General features: G+C 74.7%; 23 protein-coding genes and 3 tRNA genes. 6 read left to right on the forward strand and 20 right to left on the reverse strand.

All coding sequences use genetic code 11. The annotated features are described in order from the left end of the window. Positions 1–6: 6 nt before the first annotated feature. The 8 genes from GEV43_RS04815 to GEV43_RS04850 are packed head-to-tail and all read right to left on the reverse strand — an operon-like array spanning position 7 to position 8,096. The gene (locus tag GEV43_RS04815; RefSeq protein ID WP_160819643.1) at positions 7–1,383 is read right to left on the reverse strand and encodes an NADH-quinone oxidoreductase subunit N; all 1,377 of its coding nucleotides are present in this window, start codon (positions 1,381–1,383) and stop codon (positions 7–9) included. Next, positions 1,380–2,894, reverse strand: a complete 1,515-nt coding sequence (locus GEV43_RS04820) for an NADH-quinone oxidoreductase subunit M (RefSeq protein ID WP_309239458.1) — start codon at positions 2,892–2,894, stop codon at positions 1,380–1,382. Before GEV43_RS04820 ends, GEV43_RS04815 begins: the two co-directional genes overlap by 4 nt. Beyond that, the gene (locus tag GEV43_RS04825) at positions 2,891–4,885 is read right to left on the reverse strand and encodes a proton-conducting transporter membrane subunit (RefSeq protein WP_160819644.1); all 1,995 of its coding nucleotides are present in this window, start codon (positions 4,883–4,885) and stop codon (positions 2,891–2,893) included. The genes GEV43_RS04820 and GEV43_RS04825 overlap by 4 nt, the downstream gene beginning before the upstream one ends. Then, positions 4,882–5,184 carry an NADH-quinone oxidoreductase subunit NuoK gene (gene nuoK / locus GEV43_RS04830; RefSeq protein WP_160819645.1) on the reverse strand — a complete coding sequence of 101 codons (303 nt, stop codon included), beginning with the start codon at positions 5,182–5,184 and terminating at the stop codon, positions 4,882–4,884. The genes GEV43_RS04825 and nuoK overlap by 4 nt, the downstream gene beginning before the upstream one ends. Beyond that, positions 5,181–5,732 (reverse strand): NADH-quinone oxidoreductase subunit J, encoded by a 552-nt coding sequence (locus tag GEV43_RS04835; RefSeq protein WP_160819646.1) that lies wholly within the window; start codon positions 5,730–5,732, stop codon positions 5,181–5,183. Before GEV43_RS04835 ends, nuoK begins: the two co-directional genes overlap by 4 nt. Positions 5,733–5,741: 9 nt before the next feature. Further along, positions 5,742–6,638 carry a complex I subunit 1 family protein gene (locus tag GEV43_RS04840; protein ID WP_160819647.1) on the reverse strand — a complete coding sequence of 299 codons (897 nt, stop codon included), beginning with the start codon at positions 6,636–6,638 and terminating at the stop codon, positions 5,742–5,744. Further along, on the reverse strand, positions 6,631–7,758 hold the full coding sequence (locus GEV43_RS04845; protein ID WP_160819648.1) for a hypothetical protein: 1,128 nt from the start codon (positions 7,756–7,758) through the stop codon (positions 6,631–6,633). The genes GEV43_RS04840 and GEV43_RS04845 overlap by 8 nt, the downstream gene beginning before the upstream one ends. Further along, positions 7,749–8,096, reverse strand: coding sequence for an NADH-quinone oxidoreductase subunit A (locus tag GEV43_RS04850; protein ID WP_160819649.1), 348 nt, complete (start codon positions 8,094–8,096; stop codon positions 7,749–7,751). The genes GEV43_RS04845 and GEV43_RS04850 overlap by 10 nt, the downstream gene beginning before the upstream one ends. Positions 8,097–9,243: 1,147 nt before the next feature. Between GEV43_RS04850 and GEV43_RS04855 the strand changes: the two genes are divergently transcribed. After that, positions 9,244–11,337: a hypothetical protein gene (locus GEV43_RS04855; RefSeq protein WP_160819650.1), complete on the forward strand. Its 2,094-nt coding sequence runs from the start codon at positions 9,244–9,246 to the stop codon at positions 11,335–11,337. A gap of 41 nt (positions 11,338–11,378) precedes the next feature. Here the strand turns inward: GEV43_RS04855 and GEV43_RS04860 are convergent, their stop codons facing one another. Then, on the reverse strand, positions 11,379–11,864 hold the full coding sequence (locus GEV43_RS04860; protein ID WP_160819651.1) for a helix-turn-helix transcriptional regulator: 486 nt from the start codon (positions 11,862–11,864) through the stop codon (positions 11,379–11,381). 209 nt (positions 11,865–12,073) lie between these two features. Between GEV43_RS04860 and GEV43_RS04865 the strand changes: the two genes are divergently transcribed. The 3 genes from GEV43_RS04865 (at position 12,074) to GEV43_RS04875 (ending at position 16,158) form a co-directional block, all read left to right on the forward strand. Further along, on the forward strand, positions 12,074–12,937 hold the full coding sequence (locus GEV43_RS04865; RefSeq protein ID WP_160819652.1) for a hypothetical protein: 864 nt from the start codon (positions 12,074–12,076) through the stop codon (positions 12,935–12,937). Positions 12,938–13,018: 81 nt separating this feature from the next. Beyond that, positions 13,019–13,492: a transcriptional regulator gene (locus GEV43_RS47890; protein WP_206681065.1), complete on the forward strand. Its 474-nt coding sequence runs from the start codon at positions 13,019–13,021 to the stop codon at positions 13,490–13,492. A 557-nt stretch (positions 13,493–14,049) separates the two neighbouring features. Next, positions 14,050–16,158, forward strand: coding sequence for an MMPL family transporter (locus tag GEV43_RS04875; RefSeq protein WP_160819653.1), 2,109 nt, complete (start codon positions 14,050–14,052; stop codon positions 16,156–16,158). A 70-nt stretch (positions 16,159–16,228) separates the two neighbouring features. On the opposite strand, the gene GEV43_RS04880 is transcribed toward GEV43_RS04875, so the two are convergent. The 4 genes from GEV43_RS04880 to GEV43_RS04895 form a co-directional block, all read right to left on the reverse strand. Next, positions 16,229–16,301 (reverse strand) — tRNA-Glu (locus tag GEV43_RS04880). 29 nt (positions 16,302–16,330) lie between these two features. Continuing rightward, a tRNA-Glu gene (locus GEV43_RS04885) sits at positions 16,331–16,405 on the reverse strand. Positions 16,406–16,435: 30 nt separating this feature from the next. Continuing rightward, positions 16,436–16,507, reverse strand: a tRNA-Gln gene (locus tag GEV43_RS04890). A gap of 130 nt (positions 16,508–16,637) precedes the next feature. Continuing rightward, complete coding sequence (locus GEV43_RS04895) at positions 16,638–17,039, reverse strand: VOC family protein (RefSeq protein WP_160819654.1); 402 nt, start codon at positions 17,037–17,039, stop codon at positions 16,638–16,640. Between the two features lie 77 nt (positions 17,040–17,116). Between GEV43_RS04895 and GEV43_RS04900 the strand changes: the two genes are divergently transcribed. Then, on the forward strand, positions 17,117–17,719 hold the full coding sequence (locus GEV43_RS04900) for a PadR family transcriptional regulator (RefSeq protein ID WP_160819655.1): 603 nt from the start codon (positions 17,117–17,119) through the stop codon (positions 17,717–17,719). A gap of 143 nt (positions 17,720–17,862) precedes the next feature. On the opposite strand, the gene GEV43_RS04905 is transcribed toward GEV43_RS04900, so the two are convergent. From GEV43_RS04905 to GEV43_RS04920, 4 genes are all read right to left on the reverse strand, one after another. Continuing rightward, positions 17,863–18,537 carry a DUF2461 domain-containing protein gene (locus tag GEV43_RS04905; RefSeq protein ID WP_309239459.1) on the reverse strand — a complete coding sequence of 225 codons (675 nt, stop codon included), beginning with the start codon at positions 18,535–18,537 and terminating at the stop codon, positions 17,863–17,865. 186 nt (positions 18,538–18,723) lie between these two features. Beyond that, a complete protein-coding gene (locus tag GEV43_RS04910) occupies positions 18,724–19,488 on the reverse strand; it encodes a fumarylacetoacetate hydrolase family protein (protein ID WP_160819656.1) in 765 nt (254 codons plus the stop codon). A 43-nt stretch (positions 19,489–19,531) separates the two neighbouring features. Continuing rightward, positions 19,532–20,500, reverse strand: a complete 969-nt coding sequence (locus GEV43_RS04915; protein WP_160819657.1) for a cellulose binding domain-containing protein — start codon at positions 20,498–20,500, stop codon at positions 19,532–19,534. Positions 20,501–20,578: 78 nt separating this feature from the next. Next, positions 20,579–20,956, reverse strand: a complete 378-nt coding sequence (locus GEV43_RS04920) for a tol-pal system YbgF family protein (RefSeq protein WP_160819658.1) — start codon at positions 20,954–20,956, stop codon at positions 20,579–20,581. A gap of 312 nt (positions 20,957–21,268) precedes the next feature. Here GEV43_RS04920 and GEV43_RS04925 point away from each other — a divergent pair, with 312 nt between their 5' ends. Then, complete coding sequence (locus GEV43_RS04925; protein ID WP_160819659.1) at positions 21,269–21,658, forward strand: antibiotic biosynthesis monooxygenase; 390 nt, start codon at positions 21,269–21,271, stop codon at positions 21,656–21,658. A 77-nt stretch (positions 21,659–21,735) separates the two neighbouring features. On the opposite strand, the gene GEV43_RS04930 is transcribed toward GEV43_RS04925, so the two are convergent. The 3 genes from GEV43_RS04930 to GEV43_RS04940 form a co-directional block, all read right to left on the reverse strand. Further along, complete coding sequence (locus GEV43_RS04930; RefSeq protein ID WP_160819660.1) at positions 21,736–22,014, reverse strand: GNAT family N-acetyltransferase; 279 nt, start codon at positions 22,012–22,014, stop codon at positions 21,736–21,738. Between the two features lie 69 nt (positions 22,015–22,083). Then, positions 22,084–23,661 carry a citramalate synthase gene (cimA, locus tag GEV43_RS04935; protein ID WP_160819661.1) on the reverse strand — a complete coding sequence of 526 codons (1,578 nt, stop codon included), beginning with the start codon at positions 23,659–23,661 and terminating at the stop codon, positions 22,084–22,086. Between the two features lie 492 nt (positions 23,662–24,153). Next, a complete protein-coding gene (locus GEV43_RS04940; RefSeq protein WP_175249979.1) occupies positions 24,154–25,257 on the reverse strand; it encodes a branched-chain amino acid aminotransferase in 1,104 nt (367 codons plus the stop codon). Between the last annotated feature and the right edge of the window lie 8 nt (positions 25,258–25,265).

Here is a 25,265-nt window from a genome sequence, read left to right on the forward strand (position 1 = left end):
CCTCCGCTACAGGGAGAGGGCTATGCCGCTGGCGAGGCCGAGGGCGAGGGAGGCGGCGGCGAGCGCGACCGCGATCGCCGTCGGCGCGCGGGCCGGGCGGAGGCCGGGCCGAGGCTTGCCGAACGTGGGGACGATCCAGCGCAGGTAGTAGAAGACGCTGGCCACGGAGTTGACGGCGGCGAGGACGGCGAGCCACGCGTAGTGGCCGTCGAGCGCCGCGCCGAACATCAGCACCTTCCCGACGAACACGGCGGTCGGCGGCGTTCCGACGAGGCCGAGCAGGCAGACCGCCAGGGACGCGCCGAGGAGCGGCGAGGCGCGCAGCAGGCCCGTGTAGCCGTCCAGGTCGTCCCGTCCGACCGCCACGACGACGGCGAACGCGCCGAGGTTGGTGACCGCGTAGGCGGCGGCGTAGTAGAGCAGGGCGGGTTCGGCGAGGTCGCCGCGGGCGGCCATCGCGACGGGGACGAGCAGGTAGCCCGCCTGGCTGACCGTGGAGTACGCGAGCAGGCGCCGCACGTTGTCCTGGCCGAACGCGGCGAGGTTGCCGAGCGTCATCGTGGCGGCCGCGACGACCGCGACGAGCGGCGCCCAGTCGAACGTGCCGGGCGGCAGCGCGTCCGCGCCGAACCGGAGCAGCGCCGCGAACGCGCCGATCTTCGGGACCGTCGTGGCGAACGCGGCGACGACGGGCGGCGCGCCCTCCGCGACGTCCGGCACCCAGTAGTGGCCGGGGACGGCGCCCGCCTTGAACAGCAGCCCGGCGAGCAGCGCCACGACGGCCGCGCCGACGGCGGCGGCGGGCGCCGTCCCGAGCCCGTCGCGCAGCGGCCCGTACGCCGTGCCGCGCCCGACGCCGTACAGCAGGGTGGCGCCGGCCAGCATGAGGATGCCGAGGAACGCGCCCATCAGGTAGTACTTCAGCGCCGCCTCGGTGCCGGGCGCGTCCTTGCCGAACCCCGCGAGCGCGTACGCGGGGATGCTCGCGAGCAGGTACGCGGCGACGAGCACGAGCAGGTCCGACGACGCCCCGAGCGTGATCGCGCCGAGCGCCGACAGCATCGTCAGCACGTAGAACTCGGTCTCGCGCGGGTGGCCGCGGACCGTCGCGGCGGCGAGCGCGATGACGGCGGCGGTGGTGGCGAGGACGGCGATCCGGGTGACGTGCGTGATCGGGTCGATCGCGAACGCGTCGAACGCCGCCAGGTCGGGCCTGGTCGCGGCGAGGCCCGCCACGACCAGGCCGGCCAGCAGCCCGGCCGCGCACACGCCCGCGACCCACCACTGCCGGGCGCGGGGCAGGAACAGCCCGTTGACCAGGCCGAGCACGGCGGCGATCAGCACGCACAGCTCGGGGGCGAGGTCGGCGGGGTTCTCGTTCATCGCGCCACCAGCGCCACGACGGCGTCCGACAGCGGCGCGATCGTGTCGAGCAGCGGGCGCGGCGCGACGCCGACGGCCAGCGACAGGACGAGCAGCGGCGCGATCGCGGCCAGCTCGGGACGGCGCACGTCGGTGACCCGTCCCGTCAGCTCGCCGGGACCGCCGAGCAGCACGCGGTGCAGGACGCGCAGGAACAGTCCCGCCGTGACGAGGACGCCGAGCACCGACAGCGCCGCCGCGGCGGCCACCCCGGCCCGCCCGGCGCCGATCGCGCCGGTGAAGATCTGGAACTCGGCGACGAAGCCGGACAGGCCCGGCAGCCCGAGCGACGCGAACGCCGCCACCGCCGTCAGCCCCGCGAACACCGGCGCGCCCCGCGCGACGCCGCCGTACCGGCCGATGGCGTAGCTGCCCGCGCGGTCGCTGAGGACGCCGCACAGCAGGAACAGCGCGCCGGTGACCAGCCCGTGGCTGACCATCTGCGTGACCGCGCCGCTCACCGCCAGCTCGCGGGCGGCCGTCCCGCCGGAGAACCCGGCCGCGCCGAGCGCGAGGACGACGTAGCCCATGTGGTTGACGGAGGTGTAGGCGACGAGCCGCTTCAGGTCGTCCTGCGCCAGCGCGACGAGCGCCCCGTACAGGACGCCGAGGAGGCCGATCACCAGCGGCACCCACGCGTAGCGGCGCCACGCGTCGGGCAGCATCGGCATCGCGATCCGGACGAGGCCGTACGTCCCCATCTTCAGCATGATCCCGGCCAGCACCGCCGAGCCCGCCGCGGGCGCGTCGGTGTGCGCGGGCGGCAGCCAGGTGTGGAACGGCACGACCGGCGTCTTCACGCCGAGCCCGATCCCGATCGCGAGGAGCGTCAGCGCGGCGAGCCCCGGGGAGCCGTCCAGCGGCGGACGCCGGATCAGCTCGACCATGTCGAACGTGTGCGGGTCGGCCCCGAGGTACAGGCCGATGAAGCCGAGCAGCAGCACCAGCGACCCGAGGAACGTGTAGAGGAAGAACGTCAGCGCGGAACGGGCCCGTTCGCCGTGCCCCCAGAGCAGGATCACGAAGTACATGCCGACGATCGACAGGTCGAAGAACACGAAGAACAGCAGCAGGTCCAGCGCCGCGAACAGCCCGAGACACACCGTCTCCAGGAACAGGAACAGCACGGCGAACGCCCGGAGCCGGTGCTCCTGCCGTACGGAGTAGACGGCGCAGGCGAGGAACAGCAGCGCGGTGAGCGCGAGCAGCGGCATCGACAGGCCGTCCACGCCGACGTGGTAGCCCGCGCCGACCGACGGGATCCAGCGGGCGTTCTCCTCGTACGCGATGCCGTCGCTTCCCGCGCCGCCGCCCGTTCCGTACCGGATCCACAGGGCGGCGACGAGGGCGAGGTCCACGGCCGACGTCCCGATCCACGCCGCGAGGACCGCACGGCGCGGCGCCCGCGGCACGGCGGCGAGGCCGAGCGCGGCGGCCAGCGGAAGGAAGATCACCAGTGAGAGCACGGTCACCCGATCAGGACGGCGATGAGGACGAGCGCGGCCAGCAGCACCGCGGCCTGCGCGTAGTAGGTGTGGACCTGCCCGGTCTGCGGGCGGCGCGCCAGGACCGCGAGGCGCCGCGCCCCGCGGCCGACCGCGGCGACCAGCCCGTCCACCCGGACCTCCACGCGCCGCGCCGCCAGCCCCGCCGCCCACGGCCCGGCCCGCGCGACGCCGCGCACGCACCCGTGCACCACCCGGTCGTCGAACGCGGCGAGCACGCGGGCCGCACCGAACACCGGCCGCACGACAACGACGTCCACCGCCCGCTCCAGCCCGAGCCACCCGAACGCCCACGCGGACGCGATCGGGGCGGTGCGGCGTCCGGCGAAGGCGACGACCGCGGCCAGCGTGGCGGCGGCGAGTACCCCGGACACGGCGAGTTCGGACGCGTCCGGGCCGTGCTCTCCCGGCACGCCGAGCGCCCGCCGCCACGGGCCCGCGACCCCCGGCAGGCCGAGAACGCCCAGCGCGCACGCCGCGACCGCCAGGACGGGCAGCGGCAGGACCCGCAGCGCTCCGACCCGTTCACCCGACGACGCCCCGGGCTCGGGCTCGGGCTTGTGCGCGGGCTCGGGCGCGGGCTCGGGTGCGGGACGCCAGACGGCCAGCAGCGCCTTGGCGGCGTAGGCGGACGACAGCACGGACGCGGCGAGTCCGAGCACGTAGAGGGCGGGCGAGACGTCCCGGGCGGCGGCGAGGACGGAGTCCTTGGTGATCCACAGCGACAGCGGCGGCAGCCCGGCCAGCGCGAGCGCGCCCGCCGCGAACGCGACGCCGACGACCGGGTGGCGGCGCGCGGCTCCGCGCAGCCCGTCCAGGTCCTTGGTGCCGAGAACGGCGAGCCAGGCGCCCGCGCACAGGAACAGCAGGCTCTTGACCGCCGCGTGCGCGACCAGGTGCGCCGTCCCGCCCGCGACCGCACCGGTGCCCGCGCCCAGCACCATGAACCCGATCTGCGCGCACGTCGAGGCGGCCAGGAGCTGCTTCAGATCCGTCTGGGCGAGCGCGACGGCGCCGAGCAGCAGCGCGGTGAGCGCACCGGCCCACGCGACGAGCGGCCCCGCCCAGCCGGTGGCGTCCAGCAGCGGGCGCAGGCGCAGCAGCAGGTACGCGCCGGCCGCGACCATCGTGGCGGAGTGCAGCAGCGCCGACACCGGGCTCGGACCCGCCATCGCCCGCGACAGCCAGAACGAGAACGGGAGCTGCGCCGACTTCCCCAGCGCCGCGACGACGATCCCCGCCGCCACGAGATCCCGCCAGGGCTCGCCCGTACCCGCGAGCCCGCCGAGCAGGAGCGCCCCCGCCCCCGGACCGGCTCCGCCGTCCGCCGCGCCCGCCGCGCCCGCACCCGCCGCGCCCGTTCCGGCGACGGCCGTTCCGGCGACGGCGAGCCCAGCCGCAGCGTAGAGGCCGAGGTCGCCCGCGCGGGTCGTGAGGAACGCGACGCCGGCCGCGCGCACCCGCCCGCCGTCCGCCCACCAGTACCCGATGAGCGCGTACGACATGGCGCCCATGACCTCCCAGCCCATCAGCAGCAGGACCAGGTCCGTCGCGGTGACCGCCACGAGCATCGCCCCCGCGAACACGAGCATCAGCCCGAAGAACCGCGCCTCCCGTACCTCCCCCTCGCCCCCGCCCCCGTTATCGCCTACGCCTACGCGCACGCCTGCGCGCTCGTGCTCGCGGCCGGCCGCCGCGTACAGCAGGACGGCCAGCGTGATCGCGGCGACCGTCACGGCCATGGCGGCGGACAGGCCGTCCACGGCGAGGCCCGAGTCCCAGCCGGGCAGGAACCGGAAACGCGCGCGCGGACGTACGGCCGCGGCGGCGACCGCCAGCGCGAGCACCGCCGCGGCCACCGCGACGCCGGCGCGCGGCGCGTACCGGTCGGCGCGGCGCCCGCACAGCAGCAGCGCCCCTCCGGCCAGGAGCGGCGTCGCGACGAGGGCCCAGATCATCCCTTGAGGTCCCCGGCGTCGTCGGTCATGTCCACGTCCCGGGCCCGGAACAGCGCGGTGACGACGGCGAAGCCCATCGCCATCTCCAGCGCCATCACCGTGATCGCGACGAGCAGCAGCACCTGCCCGTCGGCGTTCGGCGCGACGCGCAGCCAGAACCCGGCGCCCGCCACCACCACCCCGTTGATCATGAGCTCCAGGCCCATCATCAGCATCACGATCGACTGCTGCGACAGCGCCCCGAACAGCCCGACGCAGAACAGCGCCGCCGCCACCAGCAAGAACGCCTCCAGGCTCACCCCGCACCACCGCCGTTCGCGCCGTCCCCGCCCGCGCCGTCCCCCTCGGCGCGGCCGTAGCGGCCGCCGCGGACGGCCAGCACCACCGAGGCGATCATGGTGGCCAGGATCGCGATCCCGATCACCATCATGACCAGCATCTTCGGGCCCATCAGCGCCATGCCGAGGTCGGCCGTCGGGTCGGCGGGCGGGCGGCCGCGCCGTTCCGGCCAGCGGACGAGGAGGATCCCCGCCGCCATCACGGCGAAGAGCCCGCCGGAGACCAGCAGCGCGCCGCGCCGGTTGTGCACCATCGTCATCGGCATCAGCCCGGCCGGGTTCATCATGTACATGATCATGAAGACGGCCATCACCAGCATCTCCATGACCATCATCAGGACGACCAGCGCGCCGAGGTACTGGAGGCCCGCGAGCAGCAGCAGCCCCGCCACGCACAGGAACGACGCGAGCAGCGAGAACGTCGCCCGCGCCATCGAGTCGACCGCGAACACCGCGACGCCGGTCCCGACCGCCGCGGCGGCCAGTGCCCAGAACGCGAACGTCTGCATGTCCCCCCCTCAGTCCAGGACGACGATTCCGACGACGAGCATCTGGAGCAGCGTGGCCGGGATCAGGACCGTCCACGCCGCCGTCATGAAGCGGTCCATCCGCAGCGCCGGGAGCCACTGACGCGACCAGACCAGCACCGCCAGAACGGCCCCCGTCTTCAGGAGCGTCCAGAGCCATCCCGGTAGGAGCGGCCCGCCGTCGCCGCCGAGGAACAGCGGGACGGCCATCGCCGCCGCGACCACCAGCAGCAGGTACCGGCCCGCGAGGAACACCAGGCGGTCCGGGCCTGTCAGCTCGACGGCCGCCCCGCCCGCGAGGTCGTTCCCGGCCGGATGCCCGAGCGGGCCCCAGAACGCCATCGCGACCGCCGAGAGCAGGTACACCGCGAACGCGACCGGCATCCACACCGCGAACCACAGCCCGCCCTGAGCGTGCGCGATCTCGTCCACCCGCAGCGACCCGGCCCCGAGCGCGGCCGTGATCAGCGCGAACATGTGCGGCAGCTCGTACGCCAGGCCCTGCGCGACGAACCGGTACCCGCCGACGAGCCCGTACGCCGAGTTCGCGCCCCAACCGGCCAGCCACACCGCGCCCCAGACCACGACCTCCATCGCGTTGAACCACACGACGCCGACCGTCAGGTCCGCGACCGCGCGCCCGCCGAGCGGCACCACGACCGCGCCCAGCACCGCCGCGAGCGGCAGCGCGACGACGCCGATCCGCGTCAGGAGCCGGTCGGGCGCGAGCGTGCGGCGGCGCTGCTGGACGAGCAGCCGTACGCCCTCGTACAGCGGGTCGCGGAAGCCGCCCCCGGCCAGCACCGCGTCGAGCGCGGCGGCGGCGTACACCAGCAGGGCCAGCGCGAACGGCAGCGCCACCACGGCCCAGACGGGGGACTCACGCATCCGCGCCTCCCGACAGGTCGGGGTCCAGGCTCGCCACGATCAGCCGCGCCTCGCCCAGCTCCACCCCGTCCAGCAGCTCGGGCAGGACGGCCAGGGCCGCGCCGGACGGCTCGTCCCGCGGAACGGCCCGGCCGTCGATCTGCGCGAGCCACCCGTCGAGCCGTGCCGCGACGTCGCCTTCGGGGAGCCCGTACCGTCCGGCGAGTTCGGGCGTGACCGTTCCGACGCCGCGCGTCATCCAGCGCAGCGCCCACGAACGTCCGATCCAGCGCGCGAACGCGTCCAAGCCCGGCGACCGTCCGTCCAGCACCGCGTCCCGCAACTCCGCGGCCCGGCGCGCCGCCGCGGGCCACCCCGCCACCTCCGCCAGCCGCCCGACGCTGTCGAGCCGCCGCGCGACCGGCCGCCCGCCCCAGAACGACCCGCCGCCGCCCCGTTCGACCACCGTCACGTCGGCGGCCTGCACCACATCGCCCTGGAGCGACAGATCGACCCGCAGCCCGGCGGGCCACGCGTTCAGAACGGGCCCGAGCGGCACATGCAGGACGTCCAGCCGCAGCCCATCGCGGTCATCGGCCCGTTCCGCCATGGCGAGCCCGGCCGGCGCACCCATGTGATGCGCATGCCCGCCCATATCGTGCCCGCCGTGCCCGTGGCCCATCCCGGCCTGGCCGTTCCCCATCCCCCCGTGCTCGTCGCCCATCTCCGCGTGCCCGTGGCCCATCCCCTCGTGCTCGTCGGCGCTCTCGGGCGTCCAGAACCCGGCGGCCGCGCGCGCCTGCGCGTCCGAACGCTGCGCGTCGAGGTCGGCGAGCCGTTCGACGGCGCCGTCCAGCGCGCGGGCGACGTCCTCCGGGGACGTCCCGCCGGGCAGATCGACGCGCGCACGCGGACCGGGGACGTCCCGCCAGACGACCTCGACGGCCTCGGCGAGCTCCGCCCCCGGCTCGCCGCACACGACGACGAGTCCCGTCTCGGCGGGGGACGCCGCGGCCCGCCAACCGCGCCGCCGCAGCTCCGCCTCCACCGCAAGCCGCGCCCGCGTCCCGTCCGCCGCGGCTACGACGAACGGCCTCGGACGCGCCGCCGCGTACCGGGCGAGGACCTCCCTCACGCCCATCGGAACGCGCCCTCCCGCCACGCGTACAGCACCCCGACCAGCAGCAACGCGAGGAACAGGAACATCTCCACGACGGCCTTCGCCCCCATCGACGCCACGACGAGCGCCCACGGGAACATGAAGACCATCTCCATGTCGAACGCGAGGAAGACCATCGTCACCGCGTACCACCGCGCGTGGTAGCGGGACAGCGCGTGCTCGCGCGGACGGGCGCCCGACAGGAACGGACCGGCATCCACCGTCCCGGGCGGCGCCAGCACGGACGAGACGGCGTAGACGGCCGCGACCACGGCTCCGACCAGCCCGGCCAGGGCGAGAACGGCGACGTACGGCTGCATCGGCGCCCCTTTCCGCGAACGGCCGGGACCGACCGGCCGCCCACGGTCGGTGTACCTGATCTTCGAGCTCGGAAACCTCCCGGGGGTACGTGTCTCCTGAGCGCGAACGGCACGCGACGCCGACCGCCCGGCCGTCCGCCCCGCGTTCACGTCGCGTTGCCGCGATCGCCCGGACCGCCTCCCGCGCTTCGCCTTCCTCTCGCCGTCGCACGTTTCGTACACTTCGCCTTTGTGCTGTCACGAAGGGGGCGTACGTGAGCACATCCGGCGACCATGAGGACCGGGAACGTGCGGCACCACCACCCGTACCCCCTGCCCCGCCCCCGAACTGGGGCCGCCCGACGTACGACGACACCAGCGACGACAAACTCGTCGCAAGCTGGCGCGCCACCCCATCCCCGGAGCCCGCCCCCGCATCACCTACGTCCACTCCCGCCACCACCCCGGCCCCGTCTACGTCCGCGCCCAATCCGCAGACCGCCCCCGATCCCACAGCCGCCGCGCCCCCGAACACCGCTCCCCCGCAGCTCCCGCCTCCGGCCGCACCCACTCCCACAGCTCCCGCAGCCACCCCACCGACCGACCGGCCCGTGCAGCCGCTCCAACCTGCACCTGCACCTGCACCTGCGCCTCAGGCACCTTCCGGCCCCACAGCCGCGCCCGAACACGCGCACCCTTCCTCCACGCCCCCCGCGACTCCGTCCACAGCGCCCGAGCCGCCCTGGACGTCCGTTCCGCCACCCGCCGAGACGCCGCGTTCCGCAGCCGCGCCGATGCCTCCGGCCGCAACGGCGTCTCCGTCCGCCCGCACCTCAACGCCCCGGCTCACGACTCCATCCGCATCGACGCCCTCCGGTACGGGAGCGCGGCCGTGGCCTCGTTCTGCGGCGACGGGTCCGCAGGCTTCGGTGCGTCCGGGAGGGCCGCCGTCGCGTTCGACCTCCTCGTCGTCCGGCGGTGTGGCCCAAGAAGCGGCCCAAGCACTGCCGCCTCCGCCCCACCCCCGCCTTCGTCCCCGCCACCAGAGGCCCCGCCACCGGAGGCCCCGCTGGCGGGGGTGCCACAAACGGACGGCTCGTCGTTCGAGCGGCCCCGCGCGACGCCGACACCTCCCCGCCCGGGACCCCAGCGGATCTTCCGTCCGGGGTTGCGGTCGGGGATCGCGGTCGCGGCCGTGGCGGCGCTCGTGGCGGGCGGCGCCGTGTACCTCCTCCGCGACGGCGGGTCCGGCGGGGACGCCGCCGGCGGCGGCAAGGGCGGCGAGGGCGGGGCGCGCGACGCGTCCGGGATCTTCGCCGTGCAGCCCGCGCTGTACGACGGGCACGAGCAGTCCATCAGCGGCGTCGCGGTGCGCGGCGGCGTCGCGGTGACCGTGGGCAGCGAGACCGTGGACCGGCCGCGCGGCCAGTTCCTGGTCTCCGCGGACGGCGGCCAGGGCTGGGCCCTCGGGAACGTCGAGCCCCCCGGCGACCCGGCGGACGTCCCGCGCGTGGTCGCGGCCGGCGCGAAGACTTGGGCGGCGCTCGGGGACGGCCCGTCCGGCGTCGCCACCTGGACCAGCGCGGACGGGCGGACGTGGACGCCCCGCGCAGGCGACAAGGCCGTGTTCACCGCCGGCGACAAGGTGACGGCGGTCGCCGCCACCGCGTCGGGGTTCGCGGCGGTCGGGACGTCCGGGCAGGGGCAGGCCGTGCTGTGGACGTCCCCGGACGGAACGGCGTGGACGCGTACGACGCCGTCCCTGCCCGGCGTCCGCCCGGAACGGCTGGCGGCGAGCGGCGACACGCTCGTCCTCCAGAGCAAGGGCGAGGTGTGGCGGTCGGCGGACGCCGGGCGTACCTGGTCGCGCGCCGAGATCCCGCAGAGCGACGGGTCGTACGGCTCGGTCGTCGGGCTGGCCGCCGGGCCCGGCGGGTTCTTCGCGGCGCGGGAGGGCCGCCGCACCAGCGGTTCGTCCAAGCATCCGAAGAGGCGCGGGCTCGCGGTGTTCTTCCGTTCCGCGGACGGGGTGAGCTGGGCGCGGTCGAGCACGATCGACCGCCGCACCTACGCGCGGCTCGCGGCGTTCGGCGGGTCGGACGCCGGGCTCGCCGTGCTGATCCCGCTCACCGACGGGCGGGTCGCGGTCCAGCGCAGCGGCGACGGCGTCACCTGGGACAACGTGGAACGGCTCCCCGGCGACGGCGGGCGGAAGGCGGACGGGACGGCCGCGCTGCCGAAGGGAGTTCTCGTCGCGGGCCGCCAGGACACCGGCGCGTACCTCGCCGCGCCCGGGGCCAGGCACGGCGACATCGACCTGCTCGGCGTGCCCGGCGCGGTGACGCCCGACCGCACGGTGGCCCGGCTCGCGTCCGGCGGCGGGACGACCCTCGCGGTCGGCAGCGGCGGCGGCGACGCGGCCGTGTGGACGACCAGGGACGGCGCGTCGTGGACGCGCGCGGGCGGCACCGGGCTCGCGGGCCCCGGCCTCCAGCGGATCACTGCGGCGGCGTACGGCCCGAAGGGCTGGGTCGCCGCCGGCCGCGGCGCGAACCGCACCCGCCCCCTCCTGCTCACCTCCGCCGACGGCGCCGCCTGGAACACGGCCGCAGGAGTGCCCGCGTTCAAGGACGGCGAGCTGACCGGCGCCGCGTACGGCCCGCGAGGCTACGTCGTCGCGGGCCCCGCCGGAACGTGGCGGTCGGACGACCTCACCTCCTGGCACGCCGGGACCGGCGACGTCAAGGGCGCGGAACCGCGCGACGTCGCCGCCGTCTCGTCCGGTTACGTCGCGGTCGGCGAGGACGGCGACGGCAAGCCCGCCGTGTGGACGTCACCCGACGGCGGCGAGTGGAGCGCGTCCACCGCGCCCGCACTGCCCGCCGGGACGTCGTTCACGCAGGTCGTCGCACGCGGCGACACCCTCACCGCGCTCGCGTCCGGGAACGGGCGGGCCGCCGTCGCCGTGTCGTCCGACGCGGGCCGGACGTGGCGCGCCCAGCCCCTCCAGGCGAGCGAGCTGACCGCCGCGCTCGCCGGTCCGCGCGGGTTCGTCGTGGCGGGAAGCCCGGCCGGCGGCTCCGACGTGGCGCTGTGGGCCTCGGCGGACGGGACGTCCTGGCGAACGATCCGCCCGCGCGGGCGCGGCCTCGACGGCGACGGCGCGCAACGCCTCACCGCCCTCACCGCGCAGGGCGACGGCCTCCTCGCGGTCGGCACGGACGGCGCCACCCCGACCCTCTGGCACACCCCCCTCCCCTGACGCCGCGCACCCCGCCCGTCCGCGGGGCGCTCGGCGCGGGCTCAGGGCGCGGGCGGGTGGGTGCGGGCGTGGTCGGCTCGGGCGCGGTCGGCTCGGGCGGCGGCGAGGATCATCTCGTCCACGACCCAGCGGGCCTGCGGCGACAGGTCGACCAGGGCGCGCAGCACCTCGGGGCGGACGGCGCCGTTCTCGACCTCGCGGCGCAGCGCCTTCATGGTGAGGTCGTCGTCGATCGGGCCGGACTCGCCCGGGAAGCCGAAGTAGCCGATCGGCACGCCGAAGAACGTGGCGAGCGCCGTCAGCGTCTTCAGCTGCGGGTTGTCCTGGCGGCCGGTGCGCAGCTTCCACACGGTGGTGGACGAGATGTCCTCCCCGGTGGCGCGCGCGATCGCCGCCGCCGTCTCCACGTTGTTGCGCGGCGGCTCGGCGTGCGGCGGCCACAGGTTCCGGATCAGCCATTCGACCTTCTCCGCCAGCGTCGCCGCCGGGGAGACCCCCTCGATGGTTCGCGCCCGATCCGCGTCCACGGCACCCTCCAGAATCGTCCGTCCAACGACTTTAGTTGACCGATGCCGTGTCCGTCAGCCAAGGACACGGACGGGTCCCGCTCGGTATCAAGGTGATCACGGAACCCTAACCTTCGTCCCGCCCGCCGTGTCGGGAGCGGGACCGCCCCCCGGACGCTGGTTGCATCGGGTCACTGATCGCAGGTCATCGTCGGGGGAGGTGGCCGCCTGTGACGGTTCGCGCCCGCTCGCGCGGACGGGTGGGACGCGCACTCGCGCTGGCCGCCGCCGCGACGTTCGGCGCCGCCGCTCCCGGCCTCCCCGCTCCCCCGCCGGACGAACGCGGCGCGCCGCTGGACGTCGCCGCGCCGATCACCGCAGCCGCCCTCCTGCTCGCGGCGTCCCTGATGCGCCGGTTCCGCCCCCATCCCGCCCCGTCCCCCCAGGACACCAATCCCCCAAGCCCGCAGAACGCGGACAACCGCCCCGCCACCACCCACGCGTCCGCGCACGCCCCCGTTCCCGGCGGAGCAGCCGACGGTGCGGCGGCGACGGCCCGCGAACTGGCGCGTCCCCACGGCGTCGGCGTGGTCGGCCCCGGCGCGGACGGGTTCGTTCGCGCGGTGCTCGTCGAGCTGCTGACCCGCGAGCCGTCCCGGACGAACGTCGTCGTCATGCGCGCGGAGCTGGACCGCCTGTTCGGCGACGGCCTCGGCGAGGAGCTGCGTTACGCGCCGGACGCCCGGCTGCACGTCTTCGACCGTTCCGAGGACGCCGCCGCCCACCTCGAACTCGAACTGCTCACGGCCGCCGCCGAACGCGCCAACCCCGACCTCAGCCCGACCGGCGGCCGCGACCTGCCCGCCACGTTCTGGATCCGCGCGCCCGGCCCGGACGACGCCGCCGTCCCGCCCCTCGCCCGGCGCGGCCTCGCGCACGGCCTCGTCACGCTGGTGAACGGACCGTGGCCGCACGGCCCGACCCGCACGGTGGAACGGGACGGCGGGCTCACCGGAACGGGCCGCACGGTCCCGGTGCTCACGCGCGCCGACGCGCTGGCCCGGATGCGCGACCACCTGGCCGCCGACCGCTGACCATCCGCCCCGCGACGAGTTGCAAAGCCTCTTTGCCAACAAGCATTGCAAATAGGCTTTGCAAGCATTAGCGTCAGCGCCATGACCGAGCAACCGCCACCGAAGGAGCTCACCGACCCCGAACAGGTGCGCCTGCTCGCCCACCCGCTGCGGCAGCGCATCGCCCAGATCCTCAGGAACGGCCCCGTCTCCTCCACCTCGCTCGCGCGCGAACTCGGCGAGAGCACCGGCTCGACGAGCTACCACCTGCGGCGGCTCGCCAAGTACGGCTTCGTCGAGGAGGTGCCCGAGCTGGCCAAGGGCCGCGAGCGCTGGTGGCGGGTCGTCCCCGGCGACCGCCGCCTCCCCCGTACAGCAGGCAGTCGCCGCGGATGCGGGAGGCCGTCGGGCAGATGCTCCGCACGGAGTACGCCGACGAGATGGAACTGCTCGAACGGTTCCAGCGGGCCCGCGACGGGCTCGGCCCGTGGGGGGACGCCCTGCTGTTCTCGTACTCGACCGTCACGCTCGCGCCCGAACAGGTACGGCCGTTCTTCGAGGAGTACATCGCGCTGATCTACCGCTACCGCGTCCCGGACGGCGAGCCCCGCCCGCCGGGCACCCGCACGCTGCACGCCAGGTTCCGCGCGTTCCCCGAGGTCACCGAAGCAGAAGCAGAAGCCACCACAGAAAGGACGCAGCCACCCAGCACCCCGGCGAACGCGGGCGACGACACAGAAGCAACGCAACCAGCCGGCACCGCCGCGGACGCGCGCGACCGCACGGAAGGACCACAGCCGACCACCGCCGCCACGGACGCTACGGACGCGGGCGACAACGCAGAAGAAACGCGTCCGCCCGGCCCCACGGCGAACGCAGCACACGGCGCGAAAGAAACGCGACCGCCCGACGCCACTGCGAACGCGGGCGACAACGCAGAAAGGACCCACCCGCCCGGCGCCGTTACGGACGCGCCGGACGGTGCGGATGGGGCGAAGGAGGCGCCGGACGGGATCCAGTGAACGGCCCCGGGCCGTCGAGTGGCAGCTCGACGGCCCGGGTGAAGGAAGCCGCATCGCCACGCCGAGGCGTGGTCATCCGTGTACGACCTCCATCGGAAAGGAGAGCACTTCGTGCTGCTCTCGCGCAAACTCCCCGGCCGCCTGGCCGGGCTCCCGTCCGGACGGCGGGCGAAATGGGCGGTCCTGCTGCTGTGGGTCGCGATCGTCGCCGTGGCCGTCCCGTTCGCGGGCAAGCTGTCCGACGCCGTCCAGAGCAAGTCCGCCGCCGAACTGCCGCGCGGCGCGCAGTCGACCAGGGTCGAGGAGCTGGCGCCGCGGTTCGCGGGCGGCGAGCTCGCCCCTGGCCTGCTGGTGTACGCGCGGGACGGCGGGGTCACCGCCGCCGACCGGGCCAAGGCGCGCGCCGACGCCGGGGCGCTCGCGCCGCTCGCCGCCGGGCGGGTCGAGCCGCCCGCCGCGTCCCGGGACGGCGAGGCGCTGCTGCTGACCGTCCCGCTCGCGGACGACGACGACCTCGCCGACCGCGCGAAGACGGTCCGCGACCGGGCCGAGCGCGGCGCGCCGCCGGGCCTGCGGATCATGCTGACCGGCCCCGCCGGGAACGCGCTCGACATGGGCGACGCGTTCGGCAAGGTGGACGGGGCGCTGCTCGCCGCCACGGCGGTGCTGGTCATGCTGGTGCTGCTGATGACGTACCGCAGTCCGCTGCTGTGGCTGCTCCCGCTGCTGAACGCCGCGATCTCGCTCCAGGTGACCAGCGCCGTCGTCTACCTGCTGGCCGAGCACGCCGGGCTGTACGTGGCGGACGGCATGTCGGCGATCCTGAACGCGCTGGTCTTCGGCGTCACCACCGACTACGCGCTGCTGCTCCTCGCCCGCTACCGGGAGGAGCTGCGCGCGCACGAGGACCGGCACGCGGCGATGCGGGCCGCGCTGCGCCGCGCCGCCGCGCCGATCGTGGCGTCCGCCGCGACGGTCAGCGTCGGGCTGCTGTGCCTGCTCGCCGCGGACATGGGGTTCAACTACGCGCTCGGCCCGATCGGCGCGATCGGGGTGCTGTGCGGCCTGCTGGTCGTGATGTCGCTGCTGCCCGCCACGCTGGTGGTCTTCGGGCGGTGGGTGTTCTGGCCGCGGATCCCCCGGTTCGGCGACGCGCCGCCCGCCCGGACCGGCCTGTGGGAACGGGTCGGACGGCTCGTCGCGCCGCGCCCCCGCCTGGTGTGGATCGGCTGCCTCGCGGTGCTCGCCGCGCTGTCGGCGGGCGTCCTCGGGATCAGCACCGGCCTGGACCGCGACCACACCCTCACCACGACGCCGAGTTCCTCGCTCGGACGGCACCTCATGGCCGAGCACTTCCCGGGCGGGCAGGACCGGCCGCTCACCGTGGTCGCGGACGCGGCCGCCGCCCCCGCCGCCGGCCCGGCCGTCGCCCGCGTCCCCGGCGTCGCCCGCGTCGGGCGGCCCGCCCCGTCCACGGACGGACGGCTCGCCCGCATCGACGTGGTGCTGGACGACGCGCCCGACAGCCCCGCCGCGTGGCGGACCGTGCGGGACATGCGCGCCGCGCTGGCCGGTCCCGCGCCGAGCGCGGTCGTCGGCGCCGGCGCGGCGTCCGAACTGGACCTCGCGGACGCCCAGGCCCACGACCGGCGGGCGGTGATCCCGCTGGTGCTGGGCGTGGTGCTGGTGATCCTGATGGTCCTGCTCCGTGCGCTGGTCGCGCCGCTGCTGGTGATGGCGACGGTGATCGTGTCGTACTTCGCGGCGCTCGGCGGCTCGTGGCTGCTGTTCCGGTACGCGCTGGACCTCCCGGCGCTGGACACCCAGGTCGCGCTGATGGGCTTCCTGTTCATGGTCGCCCTCGGCGTCGACTACAACCTGTTCCTGGTCTCGCGCGTGCGGGAGGAGGTCGGGCGCGGCCCGGCCGGGCCCGCGGGGCACCGCGCCGGGGTGCTGCGGGGGCTGGCGGTCACCGGCGGCGTGATCTCCAGCGCGGGGCTGGTGCTGGCGAGCACGTTCGGGGTGCTCGGCCTCATGCCGGTCACGATGATGGTGCAGATCGGGCTGCTGGTCGCGATCGGCGTCCTGCTGGACACGTTCCTCGTGCGGTCGGTGATGGTGCCCGCGCTCGCGCTGGACGCGGGCCGCGGTTTCTGGTGGCCCGGACGGCTCGCCCGCGCGGTGCCCGCCGAAGCGCCGCCCGTCCCGCAGAAGGTTTGACGCGGAAGGCGCGGGAAAGGCCGAAGCCCTGATCGCCATTTCGGTGATCAGGGCTTCGGGCTGATTCGCGTACCCCCGAGCGGATTCGAACCGCCGTTACCGCCTTGAGAGGGCGGCGTCCTGGGCCACTAGACGACGGGGGCCTGCGGTGGAGCGTGGAGCCTGTGCTTTCCGTACCCCGAGCGGATTCGAACCGCCGTTACCGCCTTGAGAGGGCGGCGTCCTAGGCCACTAGACGACGGGGGCCAGACACGATCGTCCACCGTGATGGACGAAGCTGGGGTACCAGGACTCGAACCTAGACTAACTGAACCAGAATCAGTCGTGCTGCCGATTACACCATACCCCAGTGGGTTGCGGACTTCCCGGACGTTTCACCCGGGTCGCTCGCGCCTCGATGAGAATACAGGACCCGGGGACCTGGACCAAAACGATTCCCGCGGCGCCCCCGCGCCCGCCGGACCCGTCCGGCCCGGCCCTCACTCCGGCACGACGGTCGCGAACAGTTCGAGCTGCACCCCATCCGGGTCGCGGAAGCACAGGACCGGCCCGAACGCGGTCTCGGCGACCGGCGAGTGCGCGATCCCGAGCTCGGCGAACCGCTTCGCCCAGGCGTCCAGCTCCGCCCGGTCGGCGACCGCGAACGCCAGATGATCGAGCCCGGTCCGGCGGTGGTCGAACCCCTCCCCCGCCGCGTCGCGGTGCTGCTGCATGCCCAGGACCATCAGGCTCGCCGGGTGCAGGCAGATGGTCTCCAGCCACTCGTCGCCGTCCTCCTGGTGGAACGGCGTGAACCCCAGCACGTCGCAGTACCAGCGGACGCTCGCGTCGCGATCGCGGACCGACAGCGACACATGGGACAGGCCGGTGATGGCGGGCACGGGGCCTCCTCGATACTCCGGATCAGAGCATGGGTCTCGCCTCCGACGATACTCCGGAGCGGAGTATCGTCAAGGGCATGGCCCGCGAACTCACCACCACCTCGTACGCGATCCTGTCCCTGCTGGCCGTCCGCCCGTGGACGACGTACGAGCTCAAGCAGCAGATGGACCGCTCGCTGCGCGCGATGTGGCCGCGCGCCGGAAGCGTGCTGTACGAGGAGCCGAAGAAGCTCGCCGAGCACGGCCTCGCCCGGTCGCACGCCGAGTACACCGGCCGCCGCCGCAGCACCGTCTACGAGATCACGGACGAGGGCCGCGCGGCACTGCGCCGCTGGCTGGACGAGCCCGCCGCCGGCCCGGTGCTGGAGTTCGAGGCACTGGTCAAGGTGGCGTTCGCCGACCACGGCGACCTGGACCAGCTCCGCGCCACCCTCGCCCGCGTCCGCGCTGACGCCGAACGCCGCGTGGCCGCCACCAGCGCCCGGATGGCCGAGTACGAGCAGACCGGCGGCCCGTACCCCGACCGGCTCCCCGTGATCGCGCTGACCGCCCGCCTCCTCCGCGAGCAGAACGACCTGCTGCTGCGCTGGGCCGAATGGGCCGAGGCCGAGGTCGCCACCTGGACCGGCACCTCCCCCGGCACCGGCGCCCGAGTCCCCCCGAACGCCTTCTCCGACTGACCCACACCAAGAACCAGCCGGAACCAGGCAGGAAAAGCCGGATCAGCGGACGCGGCCGAAAGTCAGCCGACCGCCGCTGAGGGCCAGCGTGGGAAGCCAACGATCAGCGCGGGAAGCCGGGGATCAGGAGGCGAAGCCGGGGGTCAGGGCGGGAAGCCGGGGGTCAGCGGAAGGAGGCGGGGGTCAGCGGGAGAAGTCGGGGGGCCGATGTGGGTGTGGCCCCACTCGACCAGGGGCCGGAGGCGGCGCCACGCGACGCGGACGCGTTCGACCAATTCGGAGGTGGCCATCCAGGGGTCGGAGGGCCAGCCCTCGTGCGCGTAGAGGGAGCGGTGGCGCAGCAGGTCGAGGCGCGGGTGGTCGGGCGGCGTGCCGCGGGGGCGGGTCTTCAGGCGGTCGCCGCCGATCTCCAGGCCCTCCTCGCGCAGGCCGTCGACGATCGTCTCCAGCTCCTTGCCGGACAGGTCCTCGTCGACCGCCGCGCGGTAGCGGTGGAGCTGCTCGGTGGTCGGCGCGTACATGCCGCCGGCGACCATCAGGCCGTCGGCGTCGACCTGCACGTAGAAGCCCTCGGGAGTGATGCCGCCCTGGTGGGTCTTGTAGGGCGTCTTGTCCTTGCTGAACCGGACGTCGCGGTAGGGCCGGAACAGCTTGGCCGGGCCGAACTCGTCCTCCAGCTCCGCGCACAGCTCGCCCATGGGGCCGCGGACGTGGCGTTCGTAGTCGCTCTTGCGCGCCGTCCAGTAGGACCTGCTGTTGTCGGCGAGCAGCCCCTCGTAGAACTCGAAGGCCGCTTCGCCGAATCCGCTGAATGCCACGATCCCTCCCCGTCGTCCGTACGGCGTCCCGTCGCTGCCAGCCTAGGGACGCCGTACGACACTTCCGCCACGATCACCCACCGGACCCCCGCCCCGCGCGCCGGAACGCGAACGATCGGCGGCGATCTGGGCACCGCTCGCGCCTCGCCCCCGCGCGGGGCTGGGGTTCGGGGCTCGGGTGGGCGGTCAGTCGCGGGCGACGACGCGGTTGGTCAGGGAGCCGACGCCCTCCACGGTCACGGTGACCTCGTCGCCGATCTCCAGGGGCCCGACGCCCGCCGGGGTGCCGGTGAGGATGACGTCGCCGGGCAGCAGGGTCATGACCTGGCTGACGTACGCGACGAGCGACGGGATGTCGTGCAGCAGCAGCGAGGTGCGCGCGTCCTGGCGGACCTCGCCGTTGACCGACGTGGAGATGGCGAGGTCGGACGGGTCGATCTCGGTCTCGATCCAGGGGCCGAGCGGGCAGAACGTGTCGAAGCCCTTCGCGCGCGTCCACTGCCCGTCGCGCTTCTGGAGGTCGCGGGCGGTGACGTCGTTGGCGCAGGTGTAGCCGAGGATCGCCTCGTTCGCCCGGGCGGCGGGGACCTCGCGCACCATGCGGCCGATCACGACGGCCAGCTCGCCCTCGTGGTCGACGCGCTCGGACAGCTTCTGCGGGTAGGCGATCGCCTCGCCGGGCCCGATCACCGCCGTGGACGGCTTGGCGAACAGCACCGGCTCGGCGGGCGGCTCGCCGCCCATCTCGCGGGCGTGGTCGGCGTAGTTCTTGCCGATCGCGATGATCTTGCTCGGCAGGATCGGCGCCAGCAGCCGCACGTCGGCGAGCGGGAAGCGCTGCCCGGTGAAGGCCAGCTCGCCGAACGGATGGGCCGCGACGGCGGCGACGGTGTTCTCTTCGACCACCCCGAAGGACATGCCCTCGTCGGTGGAGAACCTCGCGATACGCATGGCCGGAAGCCTAGTACGGCGGTCGTCCGCGCATCCTCGGTGGTCAGAACCCGCAGGGCCGCCCGTTCAGCCTGCACCCCTGCGGGCTGACGGCCTCGCCCGCCGCCCCGTACCGCACCTCCAACGTCTCGCCGGGCGGGATCGGCTCGGCGGCGCCGATCTCGACGGCGGAGCCCCGGCGGACGAGCCGTCCGCCCCAGACGTTCTTGACGTCGGCGCCGGGCGCGGCGAACGTGACCGTCCAGTTCGCCATGGGTGCGGTGCCTCGGTTGGCGATGAGCAGCTCGCCCTCGTAGTAGCCCTCGTCGCGCTGGACGAGCCGGTGCGTGATCCCGTTCCCGGTCATCACGACGCCCATGGTCGGCCGCGCCCCGGCAGCGCTCGGTGCGCCAGGCGTCGCGGACGACGGCTCGCCCGGGGCGGACGGCGTGGCCGGGGCGGACGGGGCCGGGGCGCCGGACGCCAGGCTCGGCGAGACCGGCGTCGCCGAGGGAGCGGCAGGGGCGGACGGCGTCGCGGCGGCCGAACGCTCCGGCGTGCCCGAGCCGCCGCCCATCAGGACCGCCACCACCGCCCCGGCGCCGACGACCGCCACCGCCGCGACGGCCGCGCCCACCAGCGACCGGCTCCGCCCCCGCCCGTCCACGGACGGCGACGACGGCGCGGACGGCGGCGCGGGCTCCGGCGGGCGGGACGGCATCGGCCCCGCGTTCGCGGCGGGGAGGCCGGTGACGGCGGTCATGGCCTCCGTGACCGGCTCGTCCGTGACCGTCTCGGCCGGGGAGAGGTCCACGGGCGCGTCCTGGACGGTCCTGTCCGCGTCGAACGCGTCGAACGCGCCGTCCGGGGCCGTCGCGCCCGGCGGGGCGGTCGCGTCGGCCGGGGCGGTCGCGTCGGCCGGGGCGGTCGCGTCGGCCGGGGCGGTCGCGTCGGCGGGCGGCACGCGGGGGATCGGGAACTCGGTCGTGGTCTCGTGGTCCGGAGGGACGTATCCCGGCTCGCCGCCGCTCATCTCGCCGCCTCGCCTTCTCACCGTTCGCCGGTGTCATGGAGTGCGACGAACGCGGCGGCGGTTCGGTTCGGGCGGCGGTCAGGCCACCGCGGCGGGCTCCAGGCCCCGGCGCGCCGCCTGGCGGAGCTGCCGGTTGAGCATGTCGGTGATCAGCTCGATGGCGTCCGGCGTGGTGGCGTCGTGGGCGCCGCTCAGCCAGCGGGTCGCCTCGGCGATGAGGTTCTCGGCGGCGTCGGCGGAGGCGTCGCGGCGCGCGTCGGCGAGCCGCCCGAGGACGTCGCCGAGGCGCAGCGCCGCGTCGGGCCGGTCGGACTCGGCCGCGCGGCGGTACCAGTCGGCGGCCTGCTCCAGGTCGCCCTCGCGCTCGTACATCTCGCCGAGCCCGAACGCCACGTCCGCCCACGACCCGTCCGTGGGCCGCCCGAGGTCCTCGGGGCGCCAGGGGCGGACAGACATGCGATCACTCCGGGAGGTAGCGGATGGGGCGGGTGCGCGGCGGGGGCGGTGCCGGGCCGGACGCGCGACCGTGCCCCATATGGTGACGGCAGGCCCCGCTTCGCGCCACCGTTTTAGTCAATTTGGGTTGATTTTTCATCTGATGACGCCCGCGACGCCGTAAATCATCCGGCGAAAGGGGCGCTTCGAGCGACAAGTGGTCCTGACAGGATCCAGTCGGAACGCCCGCCGGGCGGACCATCCGGGGCCTCCCGAGGGGGCGCCGGACGGACCGGTACGGTGGGCGCAGCGACCAGGGGAGGTCAGGCGGACGTGTCCGTAGTCAAGATCAACGTTCTCACGGTGGGCCCGGAGATGCGGGACGAGCTGGAGCGGCGGTTCGCGGGGCGGGCCGGGCTGGTGGAGTCGGCCGACGGGTTCGAGGGCTTCGAGCTGCTGCGCCCGGTGGACGGCACCGACCGCTACATGGTCTACACGCGGTGGCGCAGCGAGGAGGACTTCCAGCGCTGGACGGAGAGCCAGGCGTTCCAGCGCGGCCACGCCCAGGCCGCCAAGGACGCCGAGGCCGCCGGGCAGGGCCACGGCCACGGCCACGGGCAGAGCCCGGGCCAGGGGCACGGGCACGGCGGCCCGGCCGCGAGCGGTTCGGAGCTGTGGAGCTTCGAGGTCGTCGAGAGCGCCGACCCCAAGCCCGCGAGCTGACGCGCCCCCGCGCCCGCCCCGCGCCCGCCGGCGCGGCCCGCCGTGCGGCGGCGCGCGGGACGGGCGCGGGGAGCGGATCAGGCGACCAGGTCCTGGTAGTCGGGATGCCGGTCGATCCACGACTTGATGAACGGGCACAGCGGGACGGCGCGCGAGCCCTTGGCCCGGACGTCGTCCAGCGCTCCCCGGGCCAGCGCGCTCCCGACGCCCTGGCCCTCGAACGCGGGGTCCACCTCGGTGTGGGTGAACACGATCTCGCCCGGCCGCGTCCGGTACTCGGCGAAGCCCGCCTGCCGCCCGTCCACGCGGATCTCGTACCGGTCCGCCTGGGGGTTGTCGGTGATCTCAGTGCTCATGCCCCGATCATGCCCTCCCCCGGCCGCCCGAAGCCCGGGACGCCCCGGGCCCGGGCGGGCGGCGGGACGTCAGCCGGCCTCGTAGCCGGCGTGCAGCAGGGAGTACGTGACGGCCTCCTCCAGGGCCTGCCACGACGCGGCGATGACGTTGTCCTCGACGCCGACGGTGCCCCACTCGCGGTCGCCGTCGCCCGACTCGATGAGCACGCGGGTGCGGGCGCCGGTGCCGTGGCTGCCCTCCAGGATGCGCACCTTGTAGTCGATCAGCTCCAGCTTGGCCAGCTCGGGGTAGAGCCTCCCGAGCGCGATGCGCAGCGCGTTGTCGAGGGCGTTGACGGGGCCGTTGCCCTCGCCGGTCGCGATGATCCGCTCGCCCTTGGCGTGCAGCTTGACGGTGGCCTCGCTGACCATCGACCCGTCCGGGCGGCGCTCGACGATGGACCGCCACGACTCGACCTCGAAGTGCCGCTGCCGGACGCCGGTCAGCTCCTCGCGCAGCAGCAGCTCGAACGAGGCGTCGGCGGCCTCGAAGGTGTAGCCGGTCGACTCCAGCGCCTTGACCCGGTCGACGACGGACTTGGCCTTCTCGCCGGACAGGTCGTACCCGAGCTCGCGGCCCTTCAGCTCCACCGAGGCGCGCCCGGCCATGCTGGAGACGAGCATCCGCATGTCGTTGCCGACGCGGGCCGGGTCGATGTGCTGGTAGAGGTCCGGGTCCACCTTGATCGCCGAGGCGTGCAGCCCGGCCTTGTGCGCGAACGCCGACAGCCCCACGTACGGCTGCTGGGACGAGGGCGCCAGGTTGGTGACCTCGGAGACGGCGTGCGCGATCCGGGTCATCTCGGCGAGCTGGTCGTCGGAGACCAGCCGCATCCCCCGCTTGAGCTGGAGGTTGCCGACCAGGGTGAACAGGTTGGCGTTGCCGCTGCGCTCGCCGTAGCCGTTGGCGCAGCCCTGGACGTGGGTGGCGCCCGCCTTCACGGCGGCGAGGGAGTTGGCGACGGCGCAGCCGGAGTCGTCGTGGCAGTGGATGCCGACGCGCAGGCCGTGCCCGACGACCTCGTGGACGACCTCGGCGAGCTCGTCGGGCAGCATCCCGCCGTTGGTGTCGCAGAGCGCGACGACGTCGGCGCCCGCCTCGGCGGCGGTCCGGACGGCCTCCAGCGCGTACGCCCGGTTGGCCTTGTAGCCGTCGAAGAAGTGCTCGGCGTCCAGGAAGACCCGCTGGCCCTCCGCACGCAGGTGGGAGACCGTGTCGCGGATCATCGCGAGGTTCTCCTCCAGCGTCGTGCGGAGGGCCAGTTCGACGTGCCTGTCGTGGCTCTTGGCGACGAGCGTCACGACGGGCGCGCCGGATTCGCGCAGTGCGGCCACCTGGGGGTCGTCGGCGGCCTTCACACCGGCCCGGCGGGTCGCGCCGAACGCGGTGAGCTGCGCGTGCCTCAGGTCGAGCTCGGTCCGAGCCCGCCTGAAGAACTCGGTGTCCTTGGGGTTGGCGCCGGGCCATCCGCCCTCGATGAACCCGACGCCGAGATCGTCGAGGTGCCGCGCGACGAGGAGCTTGTCGGCCACGGTGAGGTTCAGGCCCTCCTGCTGTGACCCGTCGCGCAGCGTGGTGTCGTAAACGTGGAAACCGTCGCCCTGCATGGTGTGGGACCCCTCTGGATGGATGGGGAGATCTGGATGGAAGGAGAGGGCAGCGCCAGGACACAAAAAAGACCCCTCACGGACGTGAGAGGTCTGCGCGCCGGCGTTGTCCCGTTGTCAGCCGGCGCGCCAGCCGATAATGACGAGGCTGTGGCGCATGATGCGAACCAGTCTGCCACATCCCGCGCACGGATAAGACCACCGTCCCACATGCCGAGACGGAAAGTCGCTGATCTGCGGCGTGCCGCCGTCGCGGAGGACGTGGGCGGTGGCACGCCGCAGACCAGCGCGGACCGACCGCGCGCGGGCGTACGCGTACGCGGAAGCGGGCCCACGCGCGCGGGCGGGCGCGGGCAGGCGCGGGCGCGGGCAGGCGCGGGCGCGGGCCCACGCGGACCCACGCGGGCGCGGGCGCGAGTGGGCAGCCACGTCCCGTCGGCGGCGCGGACGCCGCGGGCGCGGGCAGGTGCGGACGCGAGGGGCGCGGGCGGGTCAGATGATCTCGTGGACCCAGCCGTACGGGTCGGGGCGGTGGCCGTACTGGATGCCGATCAGCTCCTCGCGGAGCCGCATCGAGACCTCGCCGGTGCCGCCGTCCCCGATCGTCCAGGCGCGGTCGGCGCCCTTGACCGCGCCGACCGGGCTGATGATCGCGGCGGTGCCGCAGCCGAAGACCTCGGTCAGCTCGCCGGACTCGCAGCCCGCCTGCCACTCCTCGATGCTGATCTTGCCCTCCTCGACCGGGATGCCGAGGTCGGGGGCCAGCTTGAGCATCGAGTCGCGGGTGATGCCGGGCAGCAGCGTGCCGGTGAGGGCGGGGGTCAGCAGGCGGGCGTCGGCGCCGGAGCCGTAGACGAACATCAGGTTCATCGACCCGACCTCCTCGACCCAGCGGTGCTCGATCGCGTCCAGCCAGACGACCTGGTCGCAGCCCTGCTCGACCGCCTCGGCCTGGCCGGCGAACGACGCGGCGTAGTTGCCGCCGAACTTGGCCTCGCCGGTGCCGCCGGGCGCCGCCCGCGTGTAGTCCTGCGACAGCCACACCGTGACGGGCCTGACGCCCTTGGAGTAGTAGTTGCCGGACGGGGAGGCGATGACGACGAACAGGTACTCCTTGGCGGGCTGGTTGACGCCGAGGGCCCGGGTCGTCGCGAACATGAACGGCCGCAGGTAGAGGCTGTAGCCGTCGCGGGTCGGCACCCAGTCGCGGTCCTGGCGGACGAGGACCTCCAGGGCGTCCACGAAGAGCTGCTCGGGGATCTCGGGCATCGCCATCCGCTGGGCGGAGCGGTTCATGCGCGCGGCGTTCATGTACGGGCGGAACGTCACGATCGAGCCGTCGGGGCGGCGGTAGGCCTTGAGGCCCTCGAAGAGCTCCTGGGCGTAGTGGAAGACCTGGCTGGCCGGGTCCATCGGGATCGGCGCGTACGGTTCGAGGCGGGCGTCGTGCCAGCCCTCGCCCTCGGTGTACCGGATGGTGACCATGTGGTCGGTGAAGTGCAGGCCCCAGCCCGGATCGGCCAGGACGGCCTCCCGATCCGCGGCCGGAAGCGGCCGCTCGTTGAGCCTGATGTCGAAGTCCAGGGTCGTGCTCATCGCTGTGG

Origin of the sequence: Actinomadura sp. J1-007 (assembly GCF_009793335.1) — a bacterium.
GTDB classification, from domain to species: Bacteria; Actinomycetota; Actinomycetes; order Streptosporangiales; family Streptosporangiaceae; genus Spirillospora; species Spirillospora yumaensis.